This window comes from Armatimonadota bacterium, from assembly GCA_031081585.1.
In the GTDB taxonomy this organism is placed as follows: Bacteria; Sysuimicrobiota; Sysuimicrobiia; order Sysuimicrobiales; family Humicultoraceae; genus Geohabitans; species Geohabitans tengchongensis.
This window is the reverse complement of record JAVHLY010000013.1, coordinates 1-26899: the sequence shown is the minus strand read 5'-3', so window position 1 is coordinate 26899 and position 26899 is coordinate 1. Positions and strand designations below refer to the sequence as shown.

Annotated in this window: 24 protein-coding genes and 1 riboswitch; of the genes, 17 read left to right on the top strand and 7 right to left on the bottom strand. The window is 73.9% G+C overall.

What is annotated here, in order from left to right:
* The first annotated feature begins 11 nt into the window (after window positions 1-11).
* From RB146_06770 to RB146_06755, 4 genes are all read left to right on the top strand, one after another.
* Entirely contained in the window at window positions 12-365 is a 354-nt protein-coding gene (locus RB146_06770) for a VanZ family protein (protein MDQ7828682.1), read from the top strand.
* Entirely contained in the window at window positions 362-2062 is a 1701-nt protein-coding gene (locus RB146_06765; GenBank protein MDQ7828681.1) for a hypothetical protein, read from the top strand. The genes RB146_06770 and RB146_06765 overlap by 4 nt, the downstream gene beginning before the upstream one ends.
* A gap of 192 nt (window positions 2063-2254) precedes the next feature.
* The gene (locus RB146_06760; GenBank protein ID MDQ7828680.1) at window positions 2255-3523 is read left to right on the top strand and encodes an ABC transporter substrate-binding protein; all 1269 of its coding nucleotides are present in this window, start codon (window positions 2255-2257) and stop codon (window positions 3521-3523) included.
* Window positions 3524-3603: 80 nt separating this feature from the next.
* On the top strand, window positions 3604-4392 hold the full coding sequence (locus RB146_06755) for an ABC transporter ATP-binding protein (GenBank protein ID MDQ7828679.1): 789 nt from the start codon (window positions 3604-3606) through the stop codon (window positions 4390-4392).
* A gap of 5 nt (window positions 4393-4397) precedes the next feature.
* On the opposite strand, the gene RB146_06750 is transcribed toward RB146_06755, so the two are convergent.
* From RB146_06750 to RB146_06720, 7 genes are all read right to left on the bottom strand, one after another.
* Window positions 4398-4826 carry a PIN domain-containing protein gene (locus tag RB146_06750; protein ID MDQ7828678.1) on the bottom strand — a complete coding sequence of 143 codons (429 nt, stop codon included), beginning with the start codon at window positions 4824-4826 and terminating at the stop codon, window positions 4398-4400.
* A 308-nt stretch (window positions 4827-5134) separates the two neighbouring features.
* Window positions 5135-7291, bottom strand: a complete 2157-nt coding sequence (locus RB146_06745; GenBank protein ID MDQ7828677.1) for a glycogen debranching N-terminal domain-containing protein — start codon at window positions 7289-7291, stop codon at window positions 5135-5137.
* A gap of 1 nt (window position 7292) precedes the next feature.
* The gene (locus RB146_06740; protein ID MDQ7828676.1) at window positions 7293-8342 is read right to left on the bottom strand and encodes a glycosyltransferase family 4 protein; all 1050 of its coding nucleotides are present in this window, start codon (window positions 8340-8342) and stop codon (window positions 7293-7295) included.
* 79 nt (window positions 8343-8421) lie between these two features.
* Window positions 8422-9459, bottom strand: coding sequence for a branched-chain amino acid ABC transporter permease (locus RB146_06735; GenBank protein ID MDQ7828675.1), 1038 nt, complete (start codon window positions 9457-9459; stop codon window positions 8422-8424).
* Complete coding sequence (locus RB146_06730; protein ID MDQ7828674.1) at window positions 9459-10394, bottom strand: branched-chain amino acid ABC transporter permease; 936 nt, start codon at window positions 10392-10394, stop codon at window positions 9459-9461. Before RB146_06730 ends, RB146_06735 begins: the two co-directional genes overlap by 1 nt.
* Complete coding sequence (locus RB146_06725) at window positions 10391-12409, bottom strand: AMP-binding protein (GenBank protein MDQ7828673.1); 2019 nt, start codon at window positions 12407-12409, stop codon at window positions 10391-10393. The genes RB146_06730 and RB146_06725 overlap by 4 nt, the downstream gene beginning before the upstream one ends.
* Window positions 12406-13233: an ABC transporter ATP-binding protein gene (locus RB146_06720; protein ID MDQ7828672.1), complete on the bottom strand. Its 828-nt coding sequence runs from the start codon at window positions 13231-13233 to the stop codon at window positions 12406-12408. The genes RB146_06725 and RB146_06720 overlap by 4 nt, the downstream gene beginning before the upstream one ends.
* Before the next feature lie 129 nt (window positions 13234-13362).
* On the opposite strand from RB146_06720, the gene RB146_06715 reads away from it, so the two are divergent.
* The 13 genes from RB146_06715 to RB146_06655 all read left to right on the top strand — a co-directional run.
* A complete protein-coding gene (locus RB146_06715) occupies window positions 13363-14583 on the top strand; it encodes a phenylacetate--CoA ligase family protein (GenBank protein MDQ7828671.1) in 1221 nt (406 codons plus the stop codon).
* Between the two features lie 156 nt (window positions 14584-14739).
* Window positions 14740-14907 (top strand): 30S ribosomal protein S21, encoded by a 168-nt coding sequence (rpsU, locus tag RB146_06710; protein MDQ7828670.1) that lies wholly within the window; start codon window positions 14740-14742, stop codon window positions 14905-14907.
* A 76-nt stretch (window positions 14908-14983) separates the two neighbouring features.
* Window positions 14984-15532 (top strand): NUDIX hydrolase, encoded by a 549-nt coding sequence (locus RB146_06705; GenBank protein ID MDQ7828669.1) that lies wholly within the window; start codon window positions 14984-14986, stop codon window positions 15530-15532.
* A 14-nt stretch (window positions 15533-15546) separates the two neighbouring features.
* The gene (locus RB146_06700) at window positions 15547-16827 is read left to right on the top strand and encodes an aspartate aminotransferase family protein (protein ID MDQ7828668.1); all 1281 of its coding nucleotides are present in this window, start codon (window positions 15547-15549) and stop codon (window positions 16825-16827) included.
* Entirely contained in the window at window positions 16824-19463 is a 2640-nt protein-coding gene (alaS, locus tag RB146_06695) for an alanine--tRNA ligase (GenBank protein ID MDQ7828667.1), read from the top strand. Before RB146_06700 ends, alaS begins: the two co-directional genes overlap by 4 nt.
* Window positions 19464-19505: 42 nt before the next feature.
* Entirely contained in the window at window positions 19506-20450 is a 945-nt protein-coding gene (gene ruvX / locus RB146_06690) for a Holliday junction resolvase RuvX (protein ID MDQ7828666.1), read from the top strand.
* 3 nt (window positions 20451-20453) lie between these two features.
* The gene (mltG, locus tag RB146_06685) at window positions 20454-21446 is read left to right on the top strand and encodes an endolytic transglycosylase MltG (GenBank protein MDQ7828665.1); all 993 of its coding nucleotides are present in this window, start codon (window positions 20454-20456) and stop codon (window positions 21444-21446) included.
* Window positions 21443-21964, top strand: a complete 522-nt coding sequence (locus RB146_06680) for a YqeG family HAD IIIA-type phosphatase (GenBank protein MDQ7828664.1) — start codon at window positions 21443-21445, stop codon at window positions 21962-21964. The genes mltG and RB146_06680 overlap by 4 nt, the downstream gene beginning before the upstream one ends.
* Before the next feature lie 112 nt (window positions 21965-22076).
* Window positions 22077-23702: an HD domain-containing protein gene (locus tag RB146_06675; GenBank protein MDQ7828663.1), complete on the top strand. Its 1626-nt coding sequence runs from the start codon at window positions 22077-22079 to the stop codon at window positions 23700-23702.
* Window positions 23703-23776: 74 nt separating this feature from the next.
* The gene (locus RB146_06670) at window positions 23777-24130 is read left to right on the top strand and encodes a hypothetical protein (GenBank protein ID MDQ7828662.1); all 354 of its coding nucleotides are present in this window, start codon (window positions 23777-23779) and stop codon (window positions 24128-24130) included.
* Window positions 24127-25227, top strand: a complete 1101-nt coding sequence (locus RB146_06665; GenBank protein ID MDQ7828661.1) for a transglycosylase SLT domain-containing protein — start codon at window positions 24127-24129, stop codon at window positions 25225-25227. The genes RB146_06670 and RB146_06665 overlap by 4 nt, the downstream gene beginning before the upstream one ends.
* A gap of 84 nt (window positions 25228-25311) precedes the next feature.
* Window positions 25312-25387: riboswitch (cyclic di-GMP riboswitch) on the top strand.
* Between the two features lie 167 nt (window positions 25388-25554).
* Window positions 25555-26658: a penicillin-binding protein activator gene (locus RB146_06660; protein ID MDQ7828660.1), complete on the top strand. Its 1104-nt coding sequence runs from the start codon at window positions 25555-25557 to the stop codon at window positions 26656-26658.
* A gap of 56 nt (window positions 26659-26714) precedes the next feature.
* On the top strand, window positions 26715-26899 hold a 185-nt coding region (locus tag RB146_06655; protein ID MDQ7828659.1), incomplete at its 3' end, for an immunogenic protein.

Genomic DNA, 26899 nt, shown 5'->3' with positions numbered 1-26899 from the left:
CAGGGAAGGGGATGCGTCGTGTGGGCTGGGCGCCCGCCCTGGTGTGGGCAGCCGGGATCTTCCTGATGTCGGTGCGACCGCGGCCGCCGGAGCTGGGGGCGCTCAGCGACAAGTGGCTCCACGCGCTGGCCTACGCGGTCCTGGCGTGGCTCCTGCGGCCGCCCCTGGGGCGCACTCGGCGCGCAGGCCTGGTGGCGCTGCTCCTGGCGGTGCTCTACGGGGCCGGCCTCGAGCTGCTGCAGGGGTTCCTCCCCTGGCGGACGGCGGAGTGGACCGATCTCGTCGCCAACACCGCCGGGGCGGGCGTGGCCACCGTGGTCGCCTCACCGCTCACCCGCACCGGCCGCGGGGAGGGCGGGCCGTGACCCGGCCGGCGCGGCGGCAGTCGACCCAGGTCCGCCTCCTAGCGGCGTGCTTCGCCGCCGGACTCCTCGCGCTCGGGTTCCCCCACCGGCCGCTCGCGGGCCAGGCGGCGGGCCCGGCGGGGTTCGCGCTGGGCCTCACCGAGCTCCCGCGGGAAGGACTCCCGCCGGCGGTGCGCCGGGCGGTGCGGTCGGTGAAGGTGCTCGCCGACTGGAGCGCCGTCGAGCCGGTGCAGGGCCGGTTTGAGTGGGGCGCCCTCGACCGCGCCGTGGCCGCCGCGCGCGAGCAGGGGCTGAGTCCCGTGGGGGTGCTGGCCTTCACCCCGCGCTGGGCCACACTAGCCACCGGGGCCGACCTCCAGCAGCCCGCCGTCTACACGCGCATGCCGCCCCGGCGCCTGGCCGACTGGGAACGCTTCGTGCGCGCCGCCGCCACCCGCTACCGCGCCGCGGTCTCGTCCTGGCAGGTCTGGACGGTCCCGAACCTCCCGCACTTCCGCGGGACGGCGGGGGAGTACGTGGCCCTCGTGCGCGCCGCCTGGCGGGTGCTGGCGGCCGTGGACCGGCAACACCGTCTCGTCCTGCCGTCCCCCGGGGGCATCGACCTGGTCCACGCTCGCCGGCTGGTGCAGGAGGCGGGGGAGGCTGTGGGCGTGGTGGAGGTGCGCGGCGACGGACGTGCGCCGGAGACGTGGCTGCGGCCGCTGGCCACCCTGCGCACTCGGGTCCTGCAGGGCAGGCCCCGTCCGCTATGGCTGGAGTGGTCGGGCGCGCCGGCGGCGGGGGCGTTCCTGCGCGCCGTCGCCGTGCTCCGGGCCTCCGGCGTGGAGCGCCTCTTCCTGCCCCCCGATCGGCTGCAGCGGCTGGAGCCCGCGGAGGCGGAGGCCGCGGCGTCGCTGGAGGCCCTGCCGTTTGCCGGCTACCTCGTGCGCGACCCCGGGACCTTCCTGCTGGTGTTTGGATCGGGCGACCGGTCGGTGCTGGTGGCGTGGCGGTCCCAGGGCGAGGCGGCGGTGGAGGTCCCGCTCCTCCCGTCCGCCCGCCTCCTCTCCCCTGCCGGCCCGCTGCCGCCGGCCTACGAGGGCCGCACGCGCCTGGGGCTCTCCGCGCGTCCCCTCGTGGTGGACGGGCTCGACCCCGCCCTGGTGCAGGAGGCGCAGGCCACGCTGGCGCAGCGCGGACCGCTCCTGCCGCCGCCCGCCGGCGGGCGCGACTACAGTGCGGCCGGGGAGGTGCGCATTCGCCTCGGCCCCCGGCCGGTCGAGGAGGGGCTCCTGCTGGTCCCGCCGCGGCGTCCCGAGACCGCCCTCGAGCCGGTGGAGGTGCTCGGGGAGGCGGCGCTGCGCACCAACGGGCGGCGTGAGGCCGTCTTCCTCTACCTCGACGTGGACGACACCTTCCTCTTCTTCAACGACGGCCACTTCGTCGTGGAGGTGACCGTGGAGGTCCTGGGGGCGCGGCGCGACCGCACCGTCGGGTTCAACCTCCTCTACGACTCCGACAGCGGCTACCGCTTCACCCCCTGGCAGTGGGTGGAGGCCCGCGACGGCTGGGTCGCCTACACCCTCCGGCTGACCGACGCCGCCTTCGCCAACACGGCTGGATGGGACCTGGCGGTGAACGGGGGCGGCAACCGGATGGAAGAGCTGACGCTGCGCAGCGTCGTGGTACGGAAGGTGCCGGGCGGCACCGGCCGCTGAGACGCGCGGCCGCCCCGTCCCGCCGCGGGACCGCTGCTCGCGGACTCCGGCAGGGAGGTCCCCGCCACCCGTCGAAGCCGGAGGTGCCCGGCCGGCGGCCGCTCACGAGGGAGGAGTTTGGGCTCCCTTGGACGCGCGTCGATGACGGCCGAGGGGGCGCGTGCTGGCCGCGCCGACGAGGGGGGAGAGGGCATGAGCCGAGCGCGTCTGGGGACGGCCGTCCTGGCTGTCCTGCTGGCCGGCTGGATCCTGCCGGTCGCCGCCCAGGTTCCCGCGATTCCCGCGACCATCAAGGTGGGAGCGCTCTTCGACACCACCGGCCCCACCTCCGACGTGGGGGTGGACTACTCCAAGGGCGTCCTCGACCACGTCCGCTACATCAACGAGGTCCTGGGGGGCATCCGCGGGCGGGTGAAGATCGACCTGGTCTGGTCCGACTACGGCTACCGCACGGCGGACGGCATCGCCCTGTACCGGAAGTACCGGGACGTGGACCGGGTCCAGGCGATCATCGGTTGGGGGACCAACGACACCGAGGCCCTCAAGGAGCAGGTGGCCGCCGACCAGATCCCCTTCATCTCCGCCTCCTACTCCTCGCACCTGAACGACCCGTCCAAGACGCCCTACAACTTCTACCCGGTCTCCTCCTACTCCGACCAGCTGCGCGCCGTCCTGAAGTTCGCCCGCGAGCTGGCTCGCCGGGAGGGCCTCGCCCGGCCGAAGTTCGTCTTCGTCTACCCCGACCACCCCTACGGGCGCGCCCCCATCCCCGCGGGCAAGGACTACGCGCGGGAGCTGGGCTTCGAGGTGCTGCCGGACCAGATCGTCGCCCTCACGGCGCTGGAGGCCCGGGCCCAGGTGAGCGCCATCCGCGCCGCCGGGGCGGACTTCGCCTGGTTCGGCGGCACGACCAACTCCGCCTCGGTCACCGTGCGCGACGCGAAGCAGGCGGGGCTGCGCACGCGGTGGTTCGTGAACGTCTGGGGCTTCGACGAGAACATGATCAAGCTCATCGGGCCCGCCGCCGAGGGCACCTACGGGAGCACGCCGCACGTCTACTTCGGGGAGCCCGCCGCGGGGATGCGCACCATCTTCGACGCCTACCGCCGCTTCCAGGGCCGGGAGGTGCCGCGCTTCGAGTGGGGCACCACCCAGACGCCCTACATCGCCTCCTACATCCGAGGCTGGCTGAACGTCTACCTGCTGCGGCGCGGCCTGGAGATCATCGTCGACAACTGGGCCACCTACGCGCGCCTGGGCGGCTTCGACGGCCCGGCCATCCGCTCGGCCATGGAGACCCTGACCAACTGGGACCCCGACGGCCTGGCGCCGCCCATCACCCTCAAGCGGGACGACCACCGGCCGTCCACCACCACGCGCATCGTCCAGGTGCAGCAGGGGCGTATCCGGGTGGTGGAGACGGTCACCGTGGAGCGCCGCAAGGACTGGCTGGGCTACTGACCGCGTCGGCGTCGGGCGCGGCGTCGCGATCCGCCGCGGCGTGGCGGCTGACCGGTGCCGTGCCCGACCCACCCTCCGCCATGCTCGCGGTGAACAACATCGAGGTCGTCTACTGGGGGACCATCCTCGTCCTCAAGGGGGTCTCCCTGACCGTCCCCGCCGGCCGGATCACCGCCCTCATCGGGGCGAACGGCGCCGGCAAGACCACGACCCTCAAGGCCATCTCGGGGCTCGTCCGGCTGGAGCGGGGTGAGGTGACCCGCGGGGCGATCGAGTTCGAGGGGCGGCGCATCGAGAACCGCCTGCCCGAGGAGGTGGCCCGCCTGGGCATCGTCATGGTGCGCGAGGGGCGCCGCCTCTTCGAGGAGCTGAGCGCGGAGGAGAACCTGCTGGTGGGCGCGGCCCTGCACCGCGGCGCGCGGGCACGCGAGGGCCTCGAGCTCGTCTACACGTACTTCCCGCGCCTGCGCGAGCGCCGGCGCGTGCGCGCGGGCTACCTCTCCGGCGGGGAGCAGCAGATGCTGGCCATCGGCTGCGCCATGATGGCCCGCCCGCGCCTGCTCCTCCTCGACGAGCCCAGCCTGGGTCTGGCGCCCATCGTGGCCCGGGAGATCTTCGAGCTGGTGCGCCGCCTCAACGCGCAGGAAGGCGTGACGATCCTCCTGGTCGAGCAGAACGCCCACATGGCCCTGCAGCTCGCCACCTACGGCTACGTGATGGAGAACGGCAAGATCGTGCTGGACGGGGCGGCCGAGCGGCTGCGCGAGGACGCCGACGTCAAGGAGTTCTACCTGGGGATGAGCCACGCCGGCCGGCGCCGCTACACGGAGGTGAAGAGCTACAAGCGGCGGAAGCGCTGGCTGGCTTGAGGCCCTCAGGGCGTCAGGTGGAGGAAGGCCAGCCCCGGGTAGCGGTGGAAGTCGGCGTCAAAGGCCACCAGGCGATGGCCCCCCGCGGCGGCGAAGGCCGCCAGGTAGGCGTCCGTCCACTGCCCTCCGCGCACATCCAGGGATCCGCTCCACTCGGCCAGCCAGACGTCCACCTGGGCGGGCTCCGGGAGGAAGGTCACCCGGGGGAGGGCCAGCAGTGTGGTCAGCGCCTGCCAGGCCGTCGCACCGTCCAGGGCTGCGTCTCCCAGGAGTCGAGCGTTCGTGAGCAGTCGGAGCAGCGCGAGGGCGGTCGAGCGGCAGAAGGCAACCTGATCGGCCGCCTCCACCTCCCAATAGCGCCTGGCCCGGGCGTGGTGGACATGGTCGGGGGCCGTCAGCGGGAGCCAGACGCTAACGTCCAGCAAATCGGCCATGACGCTCTTCGTCTTCCTCTTCCTCCAGCCGGTGGAGCTTGGCTCGAGGCAGTGCGGGGATGGGAACGCCCCGAGGAGGGATGATCACCGGAGGCGGCCCGTGTCTGACTGAGGTCTCGTCCACAGAAGCCTGGCGTAGCCCCTGCTCGATCAACCGCCTGACGAGCTCCCGTACCGTCAATCCCTGGATGGCGGCCCTGGCCTTCAGCGTCCTGTAGAGGTCTTCGGGCAGGTCCATGGTGGTTCTCATCGTGAAGGCATCTTCTCATATGAGCATCTTGATGTCAAGATGCCTAAGTGCAGAAGCATCAAACTTCCTCTGGCGACCAGGGCACCTCCACCGCCTCCACGGTGCCTTCGTGGACCTCCAGGGCCCAGCGCGTCGCCTCCCCGTCCCGCCAGGCCTCCAGGTCGAAGCGCGCCCGCCCCAGGCGCAGGCGGGTCAGGCGCAGGCGCGGCAGCCAGGGGGGCAGGGTGGGGTGGAGGAGGAGGCGCTGGCGCGGGGCGTCGGCGCGCAGCCCCAGGATCATCCGCAGCAGCAGGAAGACCGACCCCGCCGCCCACCCCTGCGGGATGTTCGCCTCCAGGTACTGCACGGGGAAGGAGCGCGGGCCGCGCGGCAGCCCGGCGAACAGCTCGGGCAGCTGGTGCGACTGGAAGAACGCAGCGGCGTCGAAGATCCCCTGCGCCACCTGCAGCGCCTCAGCGACGAACCCATACCGCTTGAACCCCAGGGCGATCAGGCTGTTGTCGTGCGGCCAGATGGCCCCCACCTGGTAGGCGAAGGGGTTGAAGGCGGGGTGGAGGGCGCTGAGGGTGCGGAGTCCCCAACCGCTGAACATGTCCGGGGCCATCAGCCGCCGCACCACCCCGCGGGCGTGGTCGGGGCGGGCGATGGCCGACCAGAGCGCGTGCCCGGCGTTGCTCACCACGCTGCGCACGGGGCGCTTCTCCCCGTCCAGGGCGAAGTAGAAGGTCTCCTCCTCCGGCCACCAGTAGAACTTGGCGAAGCGCTCGCGCAGCGCCGCCGCCTCCTGCCGCAGCCGCTCGGCGTCGTCCGGGCGCTCCAGGGCCTCGTACAGCTCCGCCATCCGCCGCTTGGCGTCGTAGACGTAGCCCTGCAGCTCCACGAGCGCCACCGGCGGCTCGACGTTGCTCCCGTCGGCGTGGACCACCCCCTGCCCGGAGTCCTTCCACCCCTGGTGGCGGATGCCGCGCGGGGAGCGCCGTTTGTACTCCTGGAACCCGTCGCCGTCCAGGTCGCCGTAGCGGTCCACCCAGGCCAGCGCCCGCTCCGCCACCGGCAGCAGCTCCCGGACCAGGTCGAGGTCGCCGAGCCAGCGGTAGGTCTCGTGCAGAGTGATCAGGTACAGCGGCGTGGCGTCGGCCGTGCCGTAGTAGGGGGTGTGGGGGATCTCGTGGAAGTGGGCCAGCTCCCCGTGGCGCACCTCGTGCAGGATCTTGCCGGGCTGGGCGTCGCGCCAGTCGTCCACCGTGGTGGCCTGGAGCGCCCCGAGCTGCCGCAGCACCGCCGGCGCGAACTGGCGGGTGACCGGCAGGGTCTGCAGGCTGATGATCAGGCTGTCCCGGCCAAACAGCGTGGCGAACCAGGGGATGCCGGCCGCCACCACGGAGTGCTCCACCGGGGAGTCGGCCGCGGTCAGGCGCAGGACGGTGATGTCGTCCACCGCCTGCCGGTAGGCGTGGCGCACGTCGTCGTTGGGGGTCTCGCAGCCCGCCACCGAGCGGTACCAGCGGGAGCGGCGCTCCTCCAGCTCGTCCAGCAGCGTGCCGTGGCAGGTCTCCGGGCCGGGGATGGCCTCCGTCCCCAGGACGGGGATGAGGTGGAGGCAGGCCTGCCACCGCTCCCGGGGGGCCAGGGTCACCTCCCAGGCCAGGCGCCCCGGCGCGGGGCGGGGCGGGGTGTCGCTGCGCGCCACCACCAGGCGCAGCCCCCGGCGGAAGTCCTCCCGCTCGTAGGTCCAGCGCAGCTCGGGGCGGCCGCCGTCGGCGGCCACGGTGGCGTGCACCGTCCGCCGGTAGGGGACGTGCAGCCCGCGCACCTCGAAGAGGTCGGCGAAGTCGCAGGCCGCCTCCACGGCGAAGGGGATCGTCACCGGCCGGGCCCCGTAGTTCAGCAGCTCCAGGTCCTCGTGCACGCCGCCGCGCAGGGTCCGCTCCACGGTGAGGGCCAGCGTCTGCTGTCGGACGATGCCCTGCGGCGTCTCCAGCCCCGGGTTCACGAAGAAGAGCTGGGCCGAGTAGTGGGTGACGGGGGCCGAGGAGACGAGGAGCCAGTTGCGCCGGCCGATGCGGAGCCGGTAGCGGGAGAGCAGGCGGGTGTCCTGGACGAAGAAGCCCTGCTCCTTGCCCGGCTCGATGGAGCCGTCGGGGGCGGTGACGAAGAGGCTGCTCCCTTCCGCCAGCGCGATGTGCGGCGGGCCGAGCTGGATGCGGACCGGCATCTCAGGCGATCAGCCGCGGCTCCACAGGGGTCTCCACCAGCGCGCGGTAGACGGCCTCGTACCCGTCGGCCATGTGGCGGACGGTGAAATGCTCCTCCACGTGGCGGCGGCAGGCCTCCCGGGAGAGCTCCGGGACGCGCCGCACCGCGGCGACCATCTCGTCGATGCTCCGGCAGACGAAGCCGGTCACCCCGTGCGCCACCACCTCGGGCACCGAGCCGCAGGCCATGGCGATGACCGGGGTACCCGTGGCCATCGCCTCGATCATGGTGATGCCGAACGGCTCGGGCCAGTCGATGGGGAAGAGGTAGGCGTAGGCGTTGCCGAGGAAGTCGTCCTTCTGCACCTCGTCGATTTCCCCGATGAACTCCACCAGCGGGTGGCGGAGCAGGGGCTTGATGGCGTACTCGTAGTACTCCCGGTCGGCCGGGTCGATCTTGGCCGCTACCTTGAGCGGCATGTCCACGGCGCGGGCGATCTCGATGGCCCGGTCCAGCCGCTTCTCCAGGCTCACCCGCCCCAGGAAGGCCAGGTAGGTCCCCGGCTCCCGGCGCAGGGTGAAGTGCTCCGGGGTGATGCCGTTGTAGACGTTGGCCACCCAGCGCGCCCGCGGCAGGTGCACGCGCTGGGCGTAGCTGATGGAGACCATGGGAAGGTCGGGGAAGTGGGCGTGCACGCGCTCCACCTCCGGCAGGTCCAGCCGGCCGTGGAGCGTCGTCACCGTGGGGACGCGGGTGAGCCGGGTGAAGGGGAAGGCGAAGTAGTCCACGTGGTTGTGGATGAGGTCGAACGCCTCCGCCCGCTCGTAGACCATGCCGAGCTGGATCATGGTGTAGGCGTGGTAGTCTCGCACCGTGCCGTCCAGGCGCAGTCCGCGATCGGCGCAGGGGACGAGGGTGGCCGAGGTCTGGCTGTCCCCCGAGGCGAAGAGGACGACCTCGTGCCCGCGACGGACCAGCTCCTCGGTCAGGCCGTAGACGACGCGCTCCGTTCCGCCGTACATCCTCGGCGGGACGCTCTCGTACAACGGGGCGATCTGGGCGATGCGCATGGATGCTCCCCTACCTTGGGCTTCGGATACTGTGATTCTACGGGTCGGGCCCGGCAGACTCCGGGACCGTTATGAAACGTTAATACGGGAAGGGCCAGAGGTCGAGGTAGCGCTTGAGCTTGCGGCAGAGCATGGCCAGGCCTCCCGGCTCCCAGATGAGCAGCCCGATGAGGAGCGCCCCGAAGACCACCTCGCGCAGCGGCGTGGCCACACGCCCGAAGGCCGGGAGGAGGTTCACCAGCGCCGGGGTGAGGATCTTCAGGACCTGGGTGAGGGAGATGACCAGCGCCGCCCCCAGGTGCGGCCCCCAGACGCTCCCCAGGCCCCCCAGGACGACCATGGCGATGTAGTCGATGGACTGGCCGATGGTGAAGTGCTCGTTGGTGATGACCCGGTTGTAGTGGGCGAAGAGGCTGCCGGCCACGCCGGCGTAGAAGGCGGCCAGCGCAAACGCCAGCGTCTTATAGTAGAGTAGCGGCACCCCCAGGACCTGGGCGGCGTAGTCGCGGTCGCGGATGGCCATGAGGGCCAGCCCCACGCGGCCGCGCACCAGGTTGGCGGCGAAGATCCCCGCCCCCAGCCACAGCGGCAGGAGCAGGTAGTAGAACTGGCGCTCGGTGCGGACCGCGTAGCCGAAGAGGCTCGGGCCGATGACGACGTTGCCCCCGCCGGCTCCCCAGGCGTGCACGATGACGTAGTCAAGGACGAACTGGAAGGCCAGCGTGGCGATGGCCAGGTAGAGCCCCTTGATGCGCAGCGAGGGCAGCCCCACCACCGCCCCGAAGGCGAAGGCGGTTCCCCCGGCCAGGGGCAGGGCCAGGAGGAAGGGGATCCCGTGCTGGGTGAGCAGCCAGGAGGTGTAGGCCCCCACCGCCATGAAGGCGGCGTGCCCCAGCGAGATCTGCCCGCCGAAGCCCGTGAGCAGCGACAGCCCCACCGCCCCGATGGCGAAGATGCCGATGGCGTTCAACAGGAAGAGGTAGCGCCCCAGCCACCAGGGCGCCAGCAGCAGCGCCAGGAGGAGCAGGGCGAAGCCCACCTGGTCGAAGCGCGTGTCCAGCAGGGCCATGTCGGCCGCATAGGTGGTCTTGAAGGTGCCGGCCGGCCGGACCGCCATCAGAGCCGCTCCACGTGCTCGGTGCCAAACAGGCCGTAGGGGCGGACCAGCAGCACCAGCAGGATGATCAGGAAAGGCGTGATCTCCTTGAAGCCGTGCAGCGGCACGCCGAAGAGCCGGACGCGGGCGTCGATGTAGGCGCCGAGCAGGTTCTCGGTCACGCCGATGATGACCCCGCCCAGGATGGCGCCGGCGATGCTGTCCAGCCCGCCCAGGATGACCGCGGCCAGGGCCTTGAGCCCGACGAAGCCGAGCGCGAAGTTCACCCCCAGCCACAGGCCCAGCAGGATGCCGCCCACGGAGGCCGCGGCGGCGGCGAAGGCCCAGGCCACGGCGAAGACCCGCTTCAGGCTCACGCCCAGGGCGGAGGCGGTGAGCTGCTCGTTGGCCGCCGCCCGCATGGCGATCCCCCACAGGGAGTAGCGGAAGAAGAGCGAGAAGACCACGAGCAGCACCGCGGCCACCAGCGCCGCCCACACGCCCACCTGGGGGACGGCCAGCGCCTCGAGGCGCGGCAGGGGGAGGCGGAAGACGCCGGTGGGCACCACGGGTGGGAAGAGGCGGGTGTCCCCGCCCCACAGCCCCACCATGACGCCGCGCACGACGTAGCCCAGGGCCAGGGTGACGATGATGACCGAGAGGAGCGGCTGCCCGAACAGCGGGCGCATCACCGCCCGCTCCACGGCGAAGCCGAGCAGCGCCGCGGCGGCCAGCGTGGCCAGCACGGCCAGGACGAAGGCCAGGACGGGCGGGCCGGGCAGGGCCGTGCTCAGCGCGATGGCCAGGTAGCCGCCGAAGAGGACGAGCTCCCCGTGAGCCAGGTTGAGGATCTTCGTGGACTTGTACAGGAGAGCGAAGCCCAGCGCGATGAGGGCGTAGATGGCCCCGACGGCCAGCCCGATGAGGGTGCCTTCGGCGATGAAGTGCCAGGTCATGGGGAGGAGGGCGGGGCGCCGGCCGGTGGCGCGCCTGACGAAGCCGCCGGTGGCGCAGCCACCGGCGACAACTCCACCCGACGGATCGCCATGACCGGGCGCAGCTCGGCCACGCGGCCGTCCTCGTAGCGCACCGTCACCACCGTCTGGAAATGGTCCGCCCCAGCGTAGATGGCCTCGACCAGGTCGCGGTAGCGTGCCAGGATGTGGCGGCGGCGCAGCTTGCGCGTGCGGGTGAGCTCGTCGTCGTCGGGGTGGAACTCCTTGTAGAGGGAGACGAAGGCGGCCAGGCGCCACTCCGGCTGCAGTCGGGCGTTGGTCTCCCGCACCAGCCCCTCCAGGAGGTCCAGGACCTCGGGGCGCTGGGAGAGGTCGGCGTAGGAGGTGTAGGCCAGCCCGCGGTCCTCCGCCCACTTGCCCACGTTCCCCAGGTCGATGTTCAGGATGGCGGCCAGGTAGGGGCGGCCGTCTCCCACGACCATGGCCTGCTGGATGTAGGGGGTGAACTTCAGCATGTCCTCGATGACCCGCGGGGCCACGCGGGTGCCGTCCGCGGTGACGATGACGTCGCCCATGCGGTCGAAGAGGATGATGTCGCCGCTGGGGTCGAGGGTCCCGTAGTCCCCGGAGTGGAGCCACCCGTCGCGCAGGGCGCGGCGGGTGTCCTCGGGGTTCTTGAAGTAGCCCAGGAAGACCGAGGGGCTGCGGCTGAGGATCTCCCCCTCCTCGGAGAGGCGCACTTCCGTGTGGGCGATGGGCGCCCCCATGGTCCAGAAGCGCACCTGCCCGTCGCGGTGGACGCAGGAGATCCCGGCGATCTCCGTCTGCCCGTAGATCTGCTTCAGGTTGAGCCCGAGCGCCCGGAAGAAGCGGAAGTAGTCCGGGCCCAGCGAGGCCCCGCCGTTCCAGGCCACGCGCATGCGCGTCATCCCCAGCTTGTCCAGCACCGGGCGGTGCACCAGCCAGTAGGCGGCCACGCGCAGCAGACGCAGCCACCACGGCACGGGGCGGCCGGCGGCCTCCAGGTCGACGATGCGGCTGCCCACCCCCATCCCCCAGGCGTAGAGGGTGCGGCGCAGCCACCCGGCGTCGAGCATGCGCACCGTCACCATCGAGTGCAGCCCCTCGTAGATGCGGGCCGGGGCGAAGGTGAAGTGCGGGGCGATCTCCCGGAAGTCCCGCTGGCTGGTGTGGGGTTCCTCGGGGAAGTTCACCGTGAAGCCCACCAGCTGGTGCAGCGTGAAGGAGATCATCTGCTCCCCGATCCAGGCGAACGGCAGGTAGCTGACGAACTCGTCGCTGGGGGAGATGTGCGGCTCCACTGCCAGGAAGTTCTCCCCCTGGCTGAGCAGGTTGCGGTGGGAGAGCATGGCCAGCTTGGGCAGCGTGGTCGTGCCCGAGGTCAGGCAGAAGATGGCCACGTCGTCCGCCCGGCCCTCGGCCACCAGGGCGTCGAAGGCGGCGGGGTCTGCCCGGGCCGCCTCGCGGCCGAGCCGTTCCAGCTCGGTGAAGGCCAGCAGCTTGGGGTGGCGGTAGCGCCACATGCCCCGCCAGTCCTCCACGATGATGCGCTCGACGCGCGGCAGGCGCGCCTCCATGGCCAGGACCTTGTCGGTCTGCTCCTGGTCCTCGCAGAAGACCACGCGGGCCTCGGCGAAGTCGACCAGCTCGGCCAGCTGCTCGGCCAGGCTGTCCTGGTACATCCCGCAGGAGATGGCCCCCAGGGCCTGCGCCCCCATAGCCAGGTAGTACAGCTCCGGGCGGTTGTCGCCGACCAGGGCCACGACGTCGCCCCGCCGCAGGCCCAGCGCCCGCAGCCCCAGGGCGCAGGCGCAGGCGTGCTCCAGGTACTCCCGCCACGTGATCTCCCGCCAGACGCCGAAGGCCTTCTCCCGGAAGGCGACGCGGTCGCCGAAACGGGCGGCGTTGTGGACCAGGCGGCGCGGGAAGGTGTCTGGAACCAGCGCCGCCGGCGCCGCCGCCGGGGCCACCCGCTCCAGGACGGCCTGACTCATCCGACCACCGCTTCGCCGAGGTAGGCGCGCAGGACCTCGGGGTGGTGCTGCACGTCGGCGGGGAGCCCTTCGGCGATCTTGCGCCCGTAGTCCATGGCGATGAGGCGGTCGCAGAGGTCCATGACCACCCCCATGTCGTGCTCGATGAGGATCATGGGCAGGCCGCCCACCTCCCGCAGCTCCAGGATGTAGCGGGCCATGTCCGCCTTCTCGTCGGCGCTCATCCCGGCCATGGGCTCGTCGAGCAGCAGGACGCGCGGCTCCATGGCCAGCGCCCGTCCCAGCTCCACCTTCTTCTGGATGCCGTAGGGCAGGTCGGCGACGCGGTGGTCGCGGTGCTCTTCGAGCTCGAGGAAGTCGATGATCTCCTCCACCCGCGCCCGGTGCGCCAGCAGCTCGCGCTCCCCCGGCCCCCAGTGGAGGCCGCCGGCCAGCAGCGAGGCGCGCATGTGGGCCAGGCGGCCGGAGAGGATGTTGGCCAGCACGCTCATCCCGGGGTAGAGGGCGATGTTCTGGAAGGTGCGGGCGATCCCCCGCCGCGCCCGCAGGTGGGGCGCCAGGTGGGTGATCTCCTCGAGCGGCCCCGGGGCCGCGCCGGGGGCGGCCGGCGGGGCGGCCAGGAGGATGCGCCCGGTCTCGGGCCGGTAGAAGCCGTTGATGCAGTTGAGCACGCTGGTCTTGCCGGCGCCGTTCGGGCCGATGATCCCCAAGAGCTCCCCCGTGTGCAGGACGAAGGAGAGGTCGTCGATGGCGGCCACCCCGGCGAAGCGCAGGCTGAGGCGCTCTACAGCCAGCACCGGCTCGACGAGCGGTGCCGCGGTCACCGCGGGTTGGCGGGGCTCGGGGAGGCCCACGGGCACAAGATACGGCCCCCGGCGGAGGTGCTCCTCCCGCCCGACGCGGAGGGCGGCGGCGCGTAGGGCCGCGGCGGCGTGGCGCGAATAGGTGCTGGCGTGGAGGAGCGGTACGACGCCTGGGAGGCGCTCTCCCCCGAGGCCTGGGCCCGCTGGGCGGCGGCGCGCGTGGAGGAGACGGTGCGGCGCGCCTGGGAGGCCACGCCGGCCGGGCGGGCGGCGGTGGAGGCTGCGGGGGGGCTGGCGGGACGCCGCTGGCCGGAGGACCTGGCCCGCCTCCCGCTGCTGCGCAAGGAGGCGCTGCCCACCCTGCAGGCCGACCGCCCGCCCTTCGGCGGCTGGACGGCGGTGCCGCTGGCGGCGTTGCGCCGCGTCTTCGTCTCCCCCGGGCCCATCTACGATCCCCAGCCCCACGGACCGGATGCCTGGGGGTTCGCCCGGGCGCTGCACGCCGCCGGGTTCCGCCGCGGGGACGTGGTCCTCAACACCTTCGCCTACCACCTGACGCCCGCCGGCCACATGGTCGACGAGGGGCTGGAGGCGCTCGGGTGCGTGGTCGTCCCCGGAGGGGGCGGCCAGAGCGAGCTGCAGGCGCAGGTGGCCGCCCGGCTGGGGGCGCGGGGCTATGTCGGCACACCCTCTTTCCTGGCGACACTGCTGGCGCAGCGCCACCGTCCGCCCTTCCGCGTGGCCCTGGTCTCGGGCGAGGTGCTGGCAGACGGGCTGCGGCGGGAGCTCGGCGGGCAGGGGGTGCGGGTGAGCCAGGCCTACGCCACCGCCGACGTGGGCCTGATCGCCTACGAGTGCGAAGCCGCCCGGGGCCTGCACCTCTCCCCGCGGGTCTACGTCGAAGTCGTCGACCCGCACACGGGGACGCCGCTGCCGGCCGGCAGCGCCGGCGAGGTGGTCGTGACCTTCCTCAGCGAGACCTACCCGTTGCTGCGGTTGGCCACGGGCGACCTCTCCGTCCTGGAGCCCGCACCGTGTCCTTGCGGGCGGGGCAGCCCGCGGCTGCGGGGCGTGCTGGGACGGGTGGGTGAGGCGGTGAAGGTGCGCGGTATGTTCGTCCACCCCAACGACGTGCGGCGGGCGCTCGAGCGCCTGCCCGAGGTGGCCCGCCTGCAGCTGCGCGTCACGCGGGAAGGGCACCAGGACCGGCTCACCGCGCGCGTGGAACCCGCGGGGACGCCGGTGGACCCCGGGCGGGTCGCCGCTGTGCTGCGCGAGGCGGTCCGCCTGCGCGTCGAGGTGGAGGTGCTGCCCCCGCGCTCGCTGCCGGCGGACGCCCCGCTGGTGGCGGACGAGCGTCGCTGGGAGTAGTCGTGTATCATGAGGACAGGCACGGCGCCCGGCAGGGGCTGCCGACGCCCGCCGGCGCCGCGACGCCGGCGGCATCGACCCGGGCCGGCCGGGCGTCATCAGGACCGCTGCGATGCCTGCGCGGCCGGGCGGGGTGCTGGAAAGGGGGTGGACAGGATGGCGGAAGTGCGCGTGGGCAAGGATGAGACCCTGGACAGCGCCCTCCGGCGGTTCAAGCGGCAGGTCAAGCGGTCGGGCATCCTCACCGAGGCGAAGCGGCACGAACACTACGAGAAGCCCAGCCAGAAGCGCCGGCGGAAGCTGGCCCGGCGGAAGCGGCGCTAGAGCCGCCGGGAGCGCCGCCCGGGCCCGCTGAGCGGCCATCGCCCCCACCGCGGCGACGAGGAGCGCCGACCCGACCATGGCGTCGCGCCAGGGCCGACCCTCCGAGGGCGCAGGGCCGGAGGGACGTCCGCGGGGGCGGCCGGCCCGCCCCTCCGCACCCTCCCGGCCGCCGGGCCGCGGCCGGCCGGTCAAGTACGCCCGCAGCGCCGGCGGTGTCGTCTTCCGTCGCGGTCCCGCCGGTCCCGAGGTCCTGCTCCTGCGCCACGAGAGCGGCAAGTGGATGCTCCCCAAGGGGACCATCGAGCGGGGGGAGACCCCGGAGGCGGTGGCGCTGCGGGAGGTGCGCGAGGAGACTGGCCTGGGGAACGTGCGCGTGGCTGCGGACCTGGGCGAAGAGCGCTATACCTTCTACTGGCGGGCCGAAGGGGTCCTCTACCAGAAGACCGTGCACTACTACCTGCTCGAGTTCCTCGGCGGGGAGGAGCCGCGCCCGCAGCGCGAGGAGGGGTTCGTGGCCGCGGAGTGGGTGCCGGTCGACGAGGCGATGGCGCGCATCCGCTACAAGGAGACGCGGGAGATCGTGCGGCGGGCCCGCGACCGCCTGGCGGCCGGGCAGGTGGCCTGAAGGGAGTGGGAGCGGTGACCGACCCGCGTGAGGCCGAGGTCCTGCGGGCCTTCGAGCGCTACGAGCGCTACATCCACCCCAGTTTCGCCCGGCTGATCCGCCTGGCCGGCCTGGAGACGTTGGCCGTGGAGGCCGACGGGGCGGTGGTGCGCGACATCTACGGCCGCGAGTACCTGGACTTCGCCGCAGGCATCGCCGTCTTCGTCCTGGGGCACCGCCACCCCGCGGTGGTGGCGGCCGTGGAGCGGGAGCTGCACCGCCTGCCGCTGTCGCCGCGCGTCCCGCTGGACGGCCTCGCCGGAGAGCTGGCCGAACTGCTGGCCCAGGTCACCCCGGGCGACCTGCAGTACACCTTCTTCTGTCACAGCGGCACCGAGGCCAACGAGGGGGCGCTCAAGCTGGCGCGCCTGGCCACCGGCCGGCCGGGCTTCGTGGCCGCCGAAGGCGCCTTCCACGGGAAGACCTTCGGCTCGCTCAGTGTCTCCGGCCGCGACGTCTTCCGCGACCCGTTCCGGCCGCTGCTGCCCGAGGTGCGGCACGTCCCCTTCGGAGACCTGGCGGCGCTGGAGGCGGCGGTGGACGACACCACGGCCGCGGTCATCCTGGAACCCATCCAGGGGGAGAATGGCATCGTGGTGCCGCCGGACGGCTACCTGCGCGGCGCCCGCGCGGCGTGTGACCGGCACGGGGCCCTCCTCATCCTGGACGAGGTCCAGACGGGGATGGGGCACACCGGGCGGCTGTGGGCGTGCGAGTGGGAGGGGGTGACGCCGGACATCCTCACCGCGGCCAAGGGCCTCGGCGGCGGCGTGGCGCCACTGGGGGCCTTCATCGCGCGGCCCCGGGCCTTCGACGCGCTGGCCCGCCACCCCAACCCGGTACTGCACTCCACGACGATCATGAACCGCCTGGCCTGGGCGGCGGCCATCGCCACCATCCGCACCATCCAGGCGGAGGGGTTGCTGGAGCGGGCGCTGGCCATCGGGGAGCGGTTGCTCGGCGGGCTGCGTGAGGTGCAGCACCGCCACCCCCGGCTCATCCGCGAGGTGCGCGGGCGCGGGGCGCTCGTGGGGGTGGAGTTCGTCCACAGCGACGTCGGGTTGCTGGTGAACATGGGGCTGGTGGAGCGGCAGGTGCTGGGCGTCTTCGCCCTCAACCGCCAGGAGGTGATCCGCTTCGCCCCGCCGCTCATCGTCACCGACGCCCAGGTGGACCGGGCCGTGGAGGCCATGGGCGAGGCGTGCGCGGCGGCGGAGGGGCTGCTCGGCGAGGTGCTGGAGGGCGCGGCGTCATGAGGTGGACAGAGGTCGCCCGCACCTTCCTCGACTTCTTCGCCGCCCGCGGGCACACCGTGGTCCCGAGCTCGTCGCTGGTCCCGGCGGAGGACCCCACGCTGCTCTTCACCAACGCCGGGATGGTGCAGTTCAAGAACGTCTTCCTGGGGCTGGAGCGCCGTCCGTACGACCGGGCGGTGACCCTGCAGAAGGTCCTGCGCGTCTCCGGCCACCACAACGACCTGGAGACGGTCGGGCCCTCCCCGCGCCACCACACCTTCTTCCAGATGCTCGGCAACTTCGCCTTTGGCGCCTACTTCAAGCGGGAGGCGATCCGCTACGCCTGGGAGCTGATGACCGAGGGGTACGGGGTGAGCCCCGACCGCCTGGTCTTCACCGTCTTCGCCACCGACGAGGAGGCCTACCAGGCCTGGCGGGCGCTCGGCGTGCCGCCGGAGCGCGTCCTGCGCATGGGGGAGAAGACCAACTTCTGGATGATGGGCCCGGTCGGCCCGGTGGGCCCCACCTCCGAGGTCCACTACGACTGGGGGCCCCAGGCCTGCACCTGCCGGCGCCCCGACTGCAGCGTGGCCCTGGACAACGACTGCGGCCGCTGGCTGGAGATCTGGAACCTGGTCTTCATGCAGTACGACCAGGCCGCTGACGGCACCCGGACGCCCCTGCCCCGGCCCGGGGTGGATACGGGCATGGGGCTGGAGCGCATGGTGGCGGTGCTGCAGCAGGCCCCCACCAACTTCGACACCGACCTCTTCACCCCGCTCATGGCCCGCATCCAGGCGCTGCTGGGCCACGACGACGCCGCCCGCGCCCGGGAGATCGTGGCCTACCGGGTCATCGCCGACCACGCCCGCGCCGCGGCCTTCCTCATCGCCGACGGGGTGATGCCGGGGAACGAGGGCCGCCCCTATGTGCTGCGGATGATCATGCGCCGGGCCATCCGCTTCGGGCGGCGCGCGGGGCTCGAGCGGCCCTTCCTGCACGAGGTCGCCGACACCGTGGTGGAGGCCATGGGCGAGGTCTACCCCGAGCTGGTCGAGCGGCGCGCCCTCATCCGCCGCACCATCCTGGCCGAGGAGGAGCGCTTCGGGCAGACGCTGGCGGCGGGGCTGGCCCGGCTGGCGGAGACGATGGCCGAGGTGCGCCGCCGCGGCGAGCGGGTCATCCCCGGCGAGGCGGCCTTCCGCCTCTACGACACCTTCGGCTTCCCCCTGGAGATGACGCGCGACGTGGCCCGCGAGCACGGCCTCCAGGTGGACGAGGCCGGCTTCCAGGCGGCGATGGCGCGCCAGCGGGAGCGGGCTCGCGCCGCGGCCGGCACCGCCGCCGGGGAGGAGGTGCGGGCCGCGGACCTGGCCGACCTGCCGCCCACCACCTTCACCGGGTACGCCCGGCTGGTCGGCCGGGCCACCGTCCTCGCCGTCCTGCAGGAGGGGCGGCGGGTCGAGGCGGCCGGCGAGGGCGCGGCGGTGGACGTGGTCCTGGACCGCACGCCTTTCTACCCCGAGGGTGGCGGCCAGGTGGGGGACCGTGGCCGCCTGCAGGCGCAGGGGGTGGAGGTCGTCCTCGAGGACACCCAGCGGGTCGGCAGCGTCATCCTCCACCGCGGCCGGGTGGGGCGGGGGACGGTGCGCGTGGGGCAGCAGGTGCGCGCGGCGGTCGACGCCGTGGCCCGCCGCGACACCATGCGCAACCACACCGCCACCCATCTGCTCCACCGTGCCCTCCACGAGATCGTGGGGGAGCACGCCCGCCAGGCCGGCTCCCTGGTGGCTCCCGACCGCCTGCGCTTCGACTTCACCCACCTGGCCGCCCTGACCCCGGAGGAGCGGGCGGCGGTGGAGCGGCGCGTGAACGAGAAGATCCTGGAGGCCCTTCCCGTGCGGGCGCGCTGGCTGCCCTATGACGAGGCCCTGGCGCGCGGGGCGATGGCGCTCTTCGGGGAGAAGTACGGCGAGCGCGTCCGCATGGTGGAGATCGCCGGGTACAGCCGCGAGCTGTGCGGCGGCACCCACGTCCCGCTGACGAGCGACATCGGGCTCTTCAAGATCGTGGCCGAGGGGAGTGCCGCTGCGGGGATCCGACGCATCGAGGCGGTCACCGGGCGCGGTGCGCACGCCTACGTGGAGCGGCTGGAGGCGCAGCTGCGCGAGGCCGCCGAGGCGCTGCGGGTGGCGCCGGCCGAAGTCCCCGCCCGGGTGCGCCGGCTGCTGGAGCAGGTCCGCCAGCTCGAGCAGGAACGGGGCGCGCGCCCGGCCGCCGACGTGGAGCGGCTGCTCGGGGCGGTGCGGGAGGTGGAGGGCGTGCGCGTCCTGACCGCACGCGTGGACGGGTTGGGGCACGACGCCCTGCGCCGCGTCGGCGACGAGGTGCGGGCCCGGTTGGGGTCGGGGGTGGTCGTGCTGGCCTCGGTGGTGAACGAGAAGGTGGCCATGGTGGCCATGGTCACGCCGGACCTGGTGGCCCGCGGGCTGCAGGCGGACGCGCTGGCCCGCCACGCCGCGGCAGTCCTCGGCGGGAGCGGCGGCGGCCGGGCCGAGCTGGCCCAGGCCGGCGGGCGGGACGTGGCGCGGGTGGAGGCGGCGCTCGGGAGCGTTCCCGACGCGGTGCGCGCCGCCCTCGCCCCGGCGGGGCGGTAGGCGCCCGTGGGGCGTGGGCAGCGGGAGGCGCCGACCGGCCGTGTGCTCGCGCTGGACCTGGGGACGCGCCGCATCGGCGTCGCCCTCAGCGACCCCGGCGGCGTGATTGCGCAACCGCACGGGGTCATCGAGCGGCGCGGGCTGCGGGAGACGCTGGAGCACGTGGCCGCCCTGGTGGCCGCCCACGGGGTGGCGCGCGTGGTGGTCGGCGAGCCGCGGACGCTGGCGGGACGCGCCGGCCGGCAGGCCGCAGCAGCCGCACGCTTCGTGCGCGCGCTGCAGGCCCGGGTGCCGGTGCCGGTGGAGCGGGTGGACGAGCGCCTCAGCACCGCCGCGGCGGAGCGCGCCCTCCTGGCCGGCGGGGCGTCGCGCGCCCGCCGCCGGGCCACGCGCGACGCGGTGGCGGCGGCCCTCATCCTGCAGACCTACCTGGACCGCCGCCGCGCCGCGGGGGCGCCGGGGGCCGACCCGCCCGGCCCGGCCACGCGGTCGTCCCCGGGGCGTTCCTCGTCGGTGGGCCCCAGCGCCTTCCTTGTCGGTGGGAAAGAAACTGTGCTAGACTCCGTTGGCCGTGCGAGGCCGGAGGTGGCGGGAGTGGGCACGAAGCGGGAGACGATCAGCCTGGTCGACGACCAGGGCAACGAGCACGAGTTCAACGTCGTGGACGTCATCGAGGTCGAGTCGCGTCGCTACGCGGTCCTCCAGCCCACCGAGGGGGGCGACGAGGCGGTGATCTTCCGGGTGGAGGACGACGAGACCCTCTCCGTCCTCGAGGACGAGGAGGAGTTCAACCGCGTGGCCGCCGCCCTCGAGGACCTCGAAGAGGACGAGGACATCGTCGACCTCGAGGACGAAGACGACGAAGACCTCGAGGACGAGGAAGACCTCGAGGACGAGGACCTGGAGGACGACCTGGAAGACCTCGAAGACGAAGACGAGGAGGCGTTCGACGAGGAGGACGAGGACCCGGAGGACGAGGAGGAGTAGCCGCTGCGGCTGGTCGCAGCGGTCCTGATCCTGGGGGCCCTGGCCGGTGCGGCCGGGGCCTTTGCCGTGGGCGCGGCGGCGGTCGCTCCGCGCGACCCCGCCGGCCCCGTCCGGGTGGTGCAGATCCCCCCCGGAGCCACCGTCCGCCAGATCGCCCGTCGGCTGGCCCAGGCCGGGCTCCTGCGCTCACCCGCCGCGTTCGAGGTGGCGGCCCGGGTGCGGCGGCTGGAGGGCCGGCTGCAGTCCGGGGAGTACGCGCTCTCCCCGGCCATGTCCACGCTCGAGATCCTCGACCGCCTGGCCCGGGGTCAGGTGCTCCTCCACCCGCTCACGATCCCCGAGGGGTCCACCCTGGTGCAGATCGCCGACCTGCTGGCCGCCCGGGGGCTGGGGGACCGGACGGCCTTCCTGCGCGTGGCCACGGAGGAGGGGGCGACCTTCCCCCACCCGTTCCTCCCGGGCCGCCCTAATCTGGAAGGCTACCTCTTCCCCGACACCTACCACCTGCCGCGGGGGCTGCCCGCGCGGCAGGTGGTCGCCCGCATGCTCGACCGCTTCGGGGAGCGGGTGCCCCAGGCGTGGCGCGCCCTCGCCCGCGCCCAGGGCGTCTCCTTCCACGAGGCCGTCATCATCGCCTCGCTGGTGGAGCGGGAGGCCCGGATCCCCGACGAGCAGCCGGTGATCGCCGGGGTCATCTACAACCGGCTGCGCCGGGGGATGCGCCTGGAGATCGACGCCACCGTCCTCTACGCCCTGGGCCAGCACCGGCCGGTGGTCACCGAACGCGACCTGCAGGTGGACTCGCCCTACAACACCTACCGGCATGCCGGGCTCCCCCCGGGGCCGATCGCCAACCCGGGGTGGGGGGCGCTGCGGGCCGCGCTCGCGCCGGCGCGCGTGCCCTACCTCTTCTACGTCCTCCGCCCCGACGGCCGCCACGCCTTCAGCCGCACCTTCGAGGAGCACCTGGCCAACGTGCGGCGCTACCGACGGTGAGGCTGCTCGACCTCTTCCGGCCCCGGCTGCGCCGGCGCTCGGTCTTCGACATCGACCTCGAAGCGCTGCGCGCCCAGGGCATCCGCGGCCTCATCCTCGACCTGGACAACACCCTCCTGCCCCACGGCAGCCGCGAGGTCACCGACGCGGTCCTGGTCTGGATGCGCCGGGTGCGCGAGGCGGGCTTGGGCGCCGTGCTGGTGACGAACAGCCGCGCCCGCCGCGTGACCACGGTGGCCGAGCGCCTCGGCATCCCGGTGGCGCGGGGCTTCATCAAGCCGGCGGTCTCGATGCTGCGCCAGGCGATGGCGCTCATGGGGACGGGCCCCGCGGAGACCGCCATGATCGGCGACCAGCTCCTCACCGACATGCTGGCCGGCAACCGCCTGGGGCTCTACACCATCCTGGTGACCCCGCTCAGCCCCCGCGAGCTGCCCACGACCCGCTACCTGAGCCGCCGCGTCGAGCGGTGGCTGCTCCGCCTGCTGGACCTGCCCCCCGCCGAATCGGAGCGCTAGGGACCCCGCACGGGCGGTCTCAGCACGTCGACGCGCGGGCATATCTCCTCCTGTCACGGCCCGGCGCAGCACCCGGTCACGGTCGGACGCAGGAGGCGCGGAGGCGCGGCAGGTGCGGCTCACCGACAACACCCGGAGCGTGCTCATCCTGCGGCTCGCCGCCGTCGCGGTGGGCGTCCTCTTCGTCCTCGTCGACCCTTCGGCCGGCCTGGCCGGCGCCCTGCCCCACCGCTCTCCGCTCGGGCCCCTCCTCCTGTTGGGGCTGCTGGCGGTCAGCACTGTGCTCGGGCCCCTCCTGCTCGCCCGCACCCGGCACCGCGCCCGGGCGGAGGCCGCCTGGCTGGCCACCGACCTGCTCCTCGTCGGCGGGCTCACCCGCCTGACCGCGGGGGCGGACAGCGTCTTCTACCTGTACTTCCCGGTCGTCCTGGCCTGGTCGGCGGTCGGGACCGGCCCGCTCAGCGGGGCGCTGGCCGGGCTGGCCGCGGCGGCCGTCTTCGGCCTGCTGGCCGGTGCGCAGAGCGGCCTGCGGGCGGTCGTGCAGACCGCCGTCCTCCTCCCCCTCCTCGGCGGCGTGCTGGGCTCGGCCCGCCTCCTCCACCGCCGCAGCCTCCTCGCCCGGCTGGAGGCGGCCCGCGCCGCGCGGGCGCAGTGGCAGCGGCTCGACCGCGCCGCCTCGACGATGCGCCAGATGGCGGCCCTCCCCCTGGAGACGCGGGTGGAGCGCTTCCTCACGGACCTCCTGGAGGTGGGGCGCGCCGACGTCGGCCTGGTGGCCCTGCTGGACGAGGACGGGGTGCCGACGGTGGCCGGCGTGCGCAACCTGGAGCTGCGGGAGTGGCGCGGCCGGCGGGTGCTGCCGGACAGCGGGGTCGTGGCGCGGGTGCTGGGGGCGGGTGAGGTGGCGGTGACGGAGCGGATGGACCTCGACCCGGAGTGGACCGAGTCCTTCGCCGGGTTGGAGGCGGCGGCCGCGCTGGCGGTGCCCCTCCAGATCGAGGGGCGGACCCTCGGCTTCGCCCTGGCCGGGCGCTCCAACGGGCGGCGCTTCTCCCGGAACGAGGTGGAAGCGCTGCGCGTGCTGGCCGACCAGGCCACTGTGGTCATCCACGACGCGCGCGTGCAGGAGCAGCTGCGCGACCTCCTCTACAGCGCCGTGAACACGCTCACCGCCGCGCTGGAGGCGAAGGATCCCTACACCCGCGGCCACTCCCAGCGGGTGGCCACCAGCGCGGCGGCCATCGCCGCGGAGATGGGCCTGCCGCCCGAGCAGGTGGAGCAGATCCGCCTGGCCAGCCTGTTGCACGACATCGGGAAGATCGCCACCCCCGAGCACATCCTGCGCAAGCGCGGGAGCCTCTCGGCCGAGGAGCGGCTGATCGTGAACCAGCACGCCGAGCGCGGCGCGGCCATCCTGCGGGAGATGCGGCCCTTCCGGCCCCTCGTCGACCTGGTCCTCCACCACCAGGAGAGCTACGACGGCACCGGCTACCCCGACGGGCTGGCCGGGGAGGCGATCCCGCTCGGCGCGCGCATCATCCGCGTGGCCGACACCTTCGACGCCCTCATCTCCGACCGCCCCTACCGGCGCGGGAAGAGCCTGACCGAGGCGGTGGAGGAGGTGCGGCGGATGGCGGGCACCACCCTCGACCCGGCGGTCGTGGAGACCTTCCTGCGCGTCCTGGCCACCAAACCGCCCTTCGACATCCAGCTGCGCATGTGGCGGGAGGGCTCGTGAGCGTGCTGGTGCGGCAGGACCGGCCCGCCGCCCGTCGAACCCAGGGGACGGCTGTGCGCTCCACCGACTAGTCCATGGGCCTCCGCCCCCTCCTGCAGGAACTCATCCTCGACGACGCCCGCGCCGCCGCGGTGGGCGGGATGGACGGCACCGTCGTGGAGGTCGTGGTGAAGGAGGGCGGGGTGGACCTGGGGCGGATGGCCGCCGACCTGGCCACTCTGATGAAACTGGGGGCATTCTGCGCCCGCAAGCTCGACGGCGGCGACCTCGACGCGGTCTCCGTCACCATGGACCGCCTGGCCCTGCTGGTCATGGCCCTCACCCCGGAGCACTTCGTGGCCGTCGTGTTGCGGGCCGGCGGCAACGTGGCCCGGGCGCGGCTGGCCATCAAGAGGCGTCGCAGCGAACTGGTGGAGCAGTTGACGTGACCCGCCGGGCGGCCGTGCTCCTGCTGCTCGCGGGGGCGGTGGTGGCGACGTCCGTCGGCCCGGCCGCCCCGGCCGCCGCCGCGTCTGCCGCCCCGGCCGCCGCCGCGTCCGCCGGCCCGCCCGCTCCCGCCGCCGCGGTGCCAGCCCGGGCCGAGCCGCCCTCCGCCCTGACGCACGGGGTAGCGCTCTATCGCCGCGGGCACCTGCGCGCCGCCGAGGCGGCCTTCCGCCGCGCGGTGGTCTTGCGGCCGCGCGACCCGCAGGCTCACCAGTGGCTGGCCGCCGTCCTCTACCACCGGCGCCGTCTCGCCGACGCGCGCGCCGTGCTGCGGCGGGCCCTCGCCCTGGCCCCCCACAGCCCCGACCTGTGGCTGTGGTTCGGGTACGTGCAGGCGCAGCGGGGTGATGTGGCCGGAGCCCGCCACGCCTTCCGGCAGGTCCTGCGGCTGCGCCCCGCCGGCCCGGCCGCCGAGCTGGCGCGGCGCGGCCTGTGGGCCCTCCAGCCGCTGACCTCGCCGGCGGCGCGCCGCGCTCCGGCCGCGGCGCCGGCGGTGCTCGACCCGCGCACCTACCACCGCCTCGCCCGCGCCTACAACCCGGCGTTGAGCGAGGTGGAGGCCTCGCTCATCGCCGCCGCCATCCTAGGCTACGGCCACCACTACAACCTCGACCCGCGCCTGATTGTCTCGGTGATCGCCATCGAGTCCGGGTTCGCGCCGCGGGCCCGGTCGCCCAAGGGGGCCATGGGGCTGGGGCAGCTGATGCCGGCCACCGCCGCCGCCCTGGGAGTGGACGCCGACGACCCGGTGCAGAACGTCTACGGGACGGTGCGGGTGTTGCGGGGCCACCTGGACCGGTACGGCTGGACCAACCTCCACCTGGCGCTGGCGGCCTACAACGCGGGCAAGGGCGCGGTGGCGCGGTACGGGGGCGTCCCGCCCTACGCGGAGACCCGCTGGTACGTCTACAACGTCATGACACTCTACCGCCGGCTGCTGGCCCGCTATCCGGCGTCGCCGACCGAAGGCGACCGCCGCCCGTCGCCCGAAGGAAGCCCGCGGTCGGTGCCGGGGAGCCGCCGGGTCGGGGGCGGCTGAGGGAAGTCTAAGTCCGAAACGACGTGGGCACGGAGGGGATGAGCGGCAAGGACGCGGCAGAGTTGGCAGTGATTTAGGGAAGCAAGGCGACAAGGGCAAACCCGCCGCGAGGCGGGGACGCAAAGCCACGGAGCCCACCCGGGCCCGCCGGGTTGCCGCCGGGGTGCGCGGCGCGCGTGTGCAGGCGCTGTCACGACGGCGCCCACCGGGGTCCCTGGGGGCGCCGTCGGTGTGTCGTCGGGGCGTCCTGCCGATGCGCGCATGAGCCCAGAGACCTCCGGACACCGTCGACACCTTCCGCCAGCCCCGGCGCGAAGGGTGCGCCCCGTGCGGGCGCTGGCCCTGCTGGCGCTGGCGCTGACCGCCGCCGCCTGTGCGGGGCGCGGGAGCGCCGGGACGACGGTGCGCGTCGGCGTGATCGTGCCGCTCACGAGCGGCGTGCCGGGCGCCGCCCGCTCGGCGGTGCAGGGGGCGCAGCTCGCCGCGGACGAGGTGAACGCCGACCGGGGTGCGGGCGGGCGCCGTCTGGTCCTCACGGTCGTGGACGACCGCGGGGTGCCCGAGGAAGCCACGCGGCTGTTCGCGGCGTTCGCGGCCCAGGAGGTCGTGGCGGTGGTGGGCCCGCTTACCGACCCGACCACCATCGCCGCGGCCCCGGCGGCCGAGCGCCACCGCCTCGTCCTGATCTCCCCCGGGGCCACCGGACAGCTCCCCTACGGCGGTCACTACGTCTTCCGCACCGCGCTCCCCGCGCGCACCCAGGCGCAGGCCGTGGCTGCCCACCTGGTGGAGCGGCTGGGCCTGCGGCGCATCGCCGTCGTGCACGACAGCAACGACTACGGCACCACGGTGGCCATGGCCTTCGCCGAGGCAGTGCGGCGGCGGGGCGGGCAGATCACCAGCCTGCGCCTCTACCGCGACGGGGACCGCGACTTCACCCGGCACGCCCGCGGCCCGGGGGAGGAGGGGGCGCAGGCCGTCTTCCTGGCCGGCTATCCCGACGAGGGGGCGCAGGTGCTGCGGGCCCTGCGCGCGGCGGCGCCGCGCCTGGTGGTGGCGGGCTCGGATGCGCTCTACTCTCCCGACACCCTGGCCTGGGCGGGCGAGGCGGCGGCGGGGCTCTACGTGCCGGCTGGCTTCGCGCCGGACGTGCCGCTGCCGCTGGTGCGCGACTTCGTGGCGCGCTACCGGGAGCGGTACGGGCAGACCCCCGACCAGTTCGCCGCGCAGGCCTACGACGCCGTGCGCCTGGTGGCCTTCGCGGTGCGCCGCGGCGGTCCCGACCGCACGCGCGTCCGCGAGGCCGTCGCCGGCGTCCGGCGGTTCCCCGGTGTGACAGGCGAGCTCGCCTTCGACCGCTGGGGCGACCCGGTGCGGGACGTCGTCATCACGCGGGTGGAGGGCGGACGGTTCAGCACGGTCGGACCCTGAAGACCACGGCCCCGTCCTCACGGGCGGGGCGTCGCCGAGGGAGGGAACAGAGCGCCATGGCAGTCGTCACATCCCGTCGCCGCGCCATCCGGCGCATCGGGCTCGCACTCCTGCTGGTCGCCGCGGTGGGCTGGCCGGCGGCGGCGCAGCCCCGCACCTTCATCGCCGTCGCCACCGGCGGGACGGCCGGGGTCTACTTCCCGCTGGGCGCGGCGCTGGCCGAGATCTGGTCGAGCCGCGT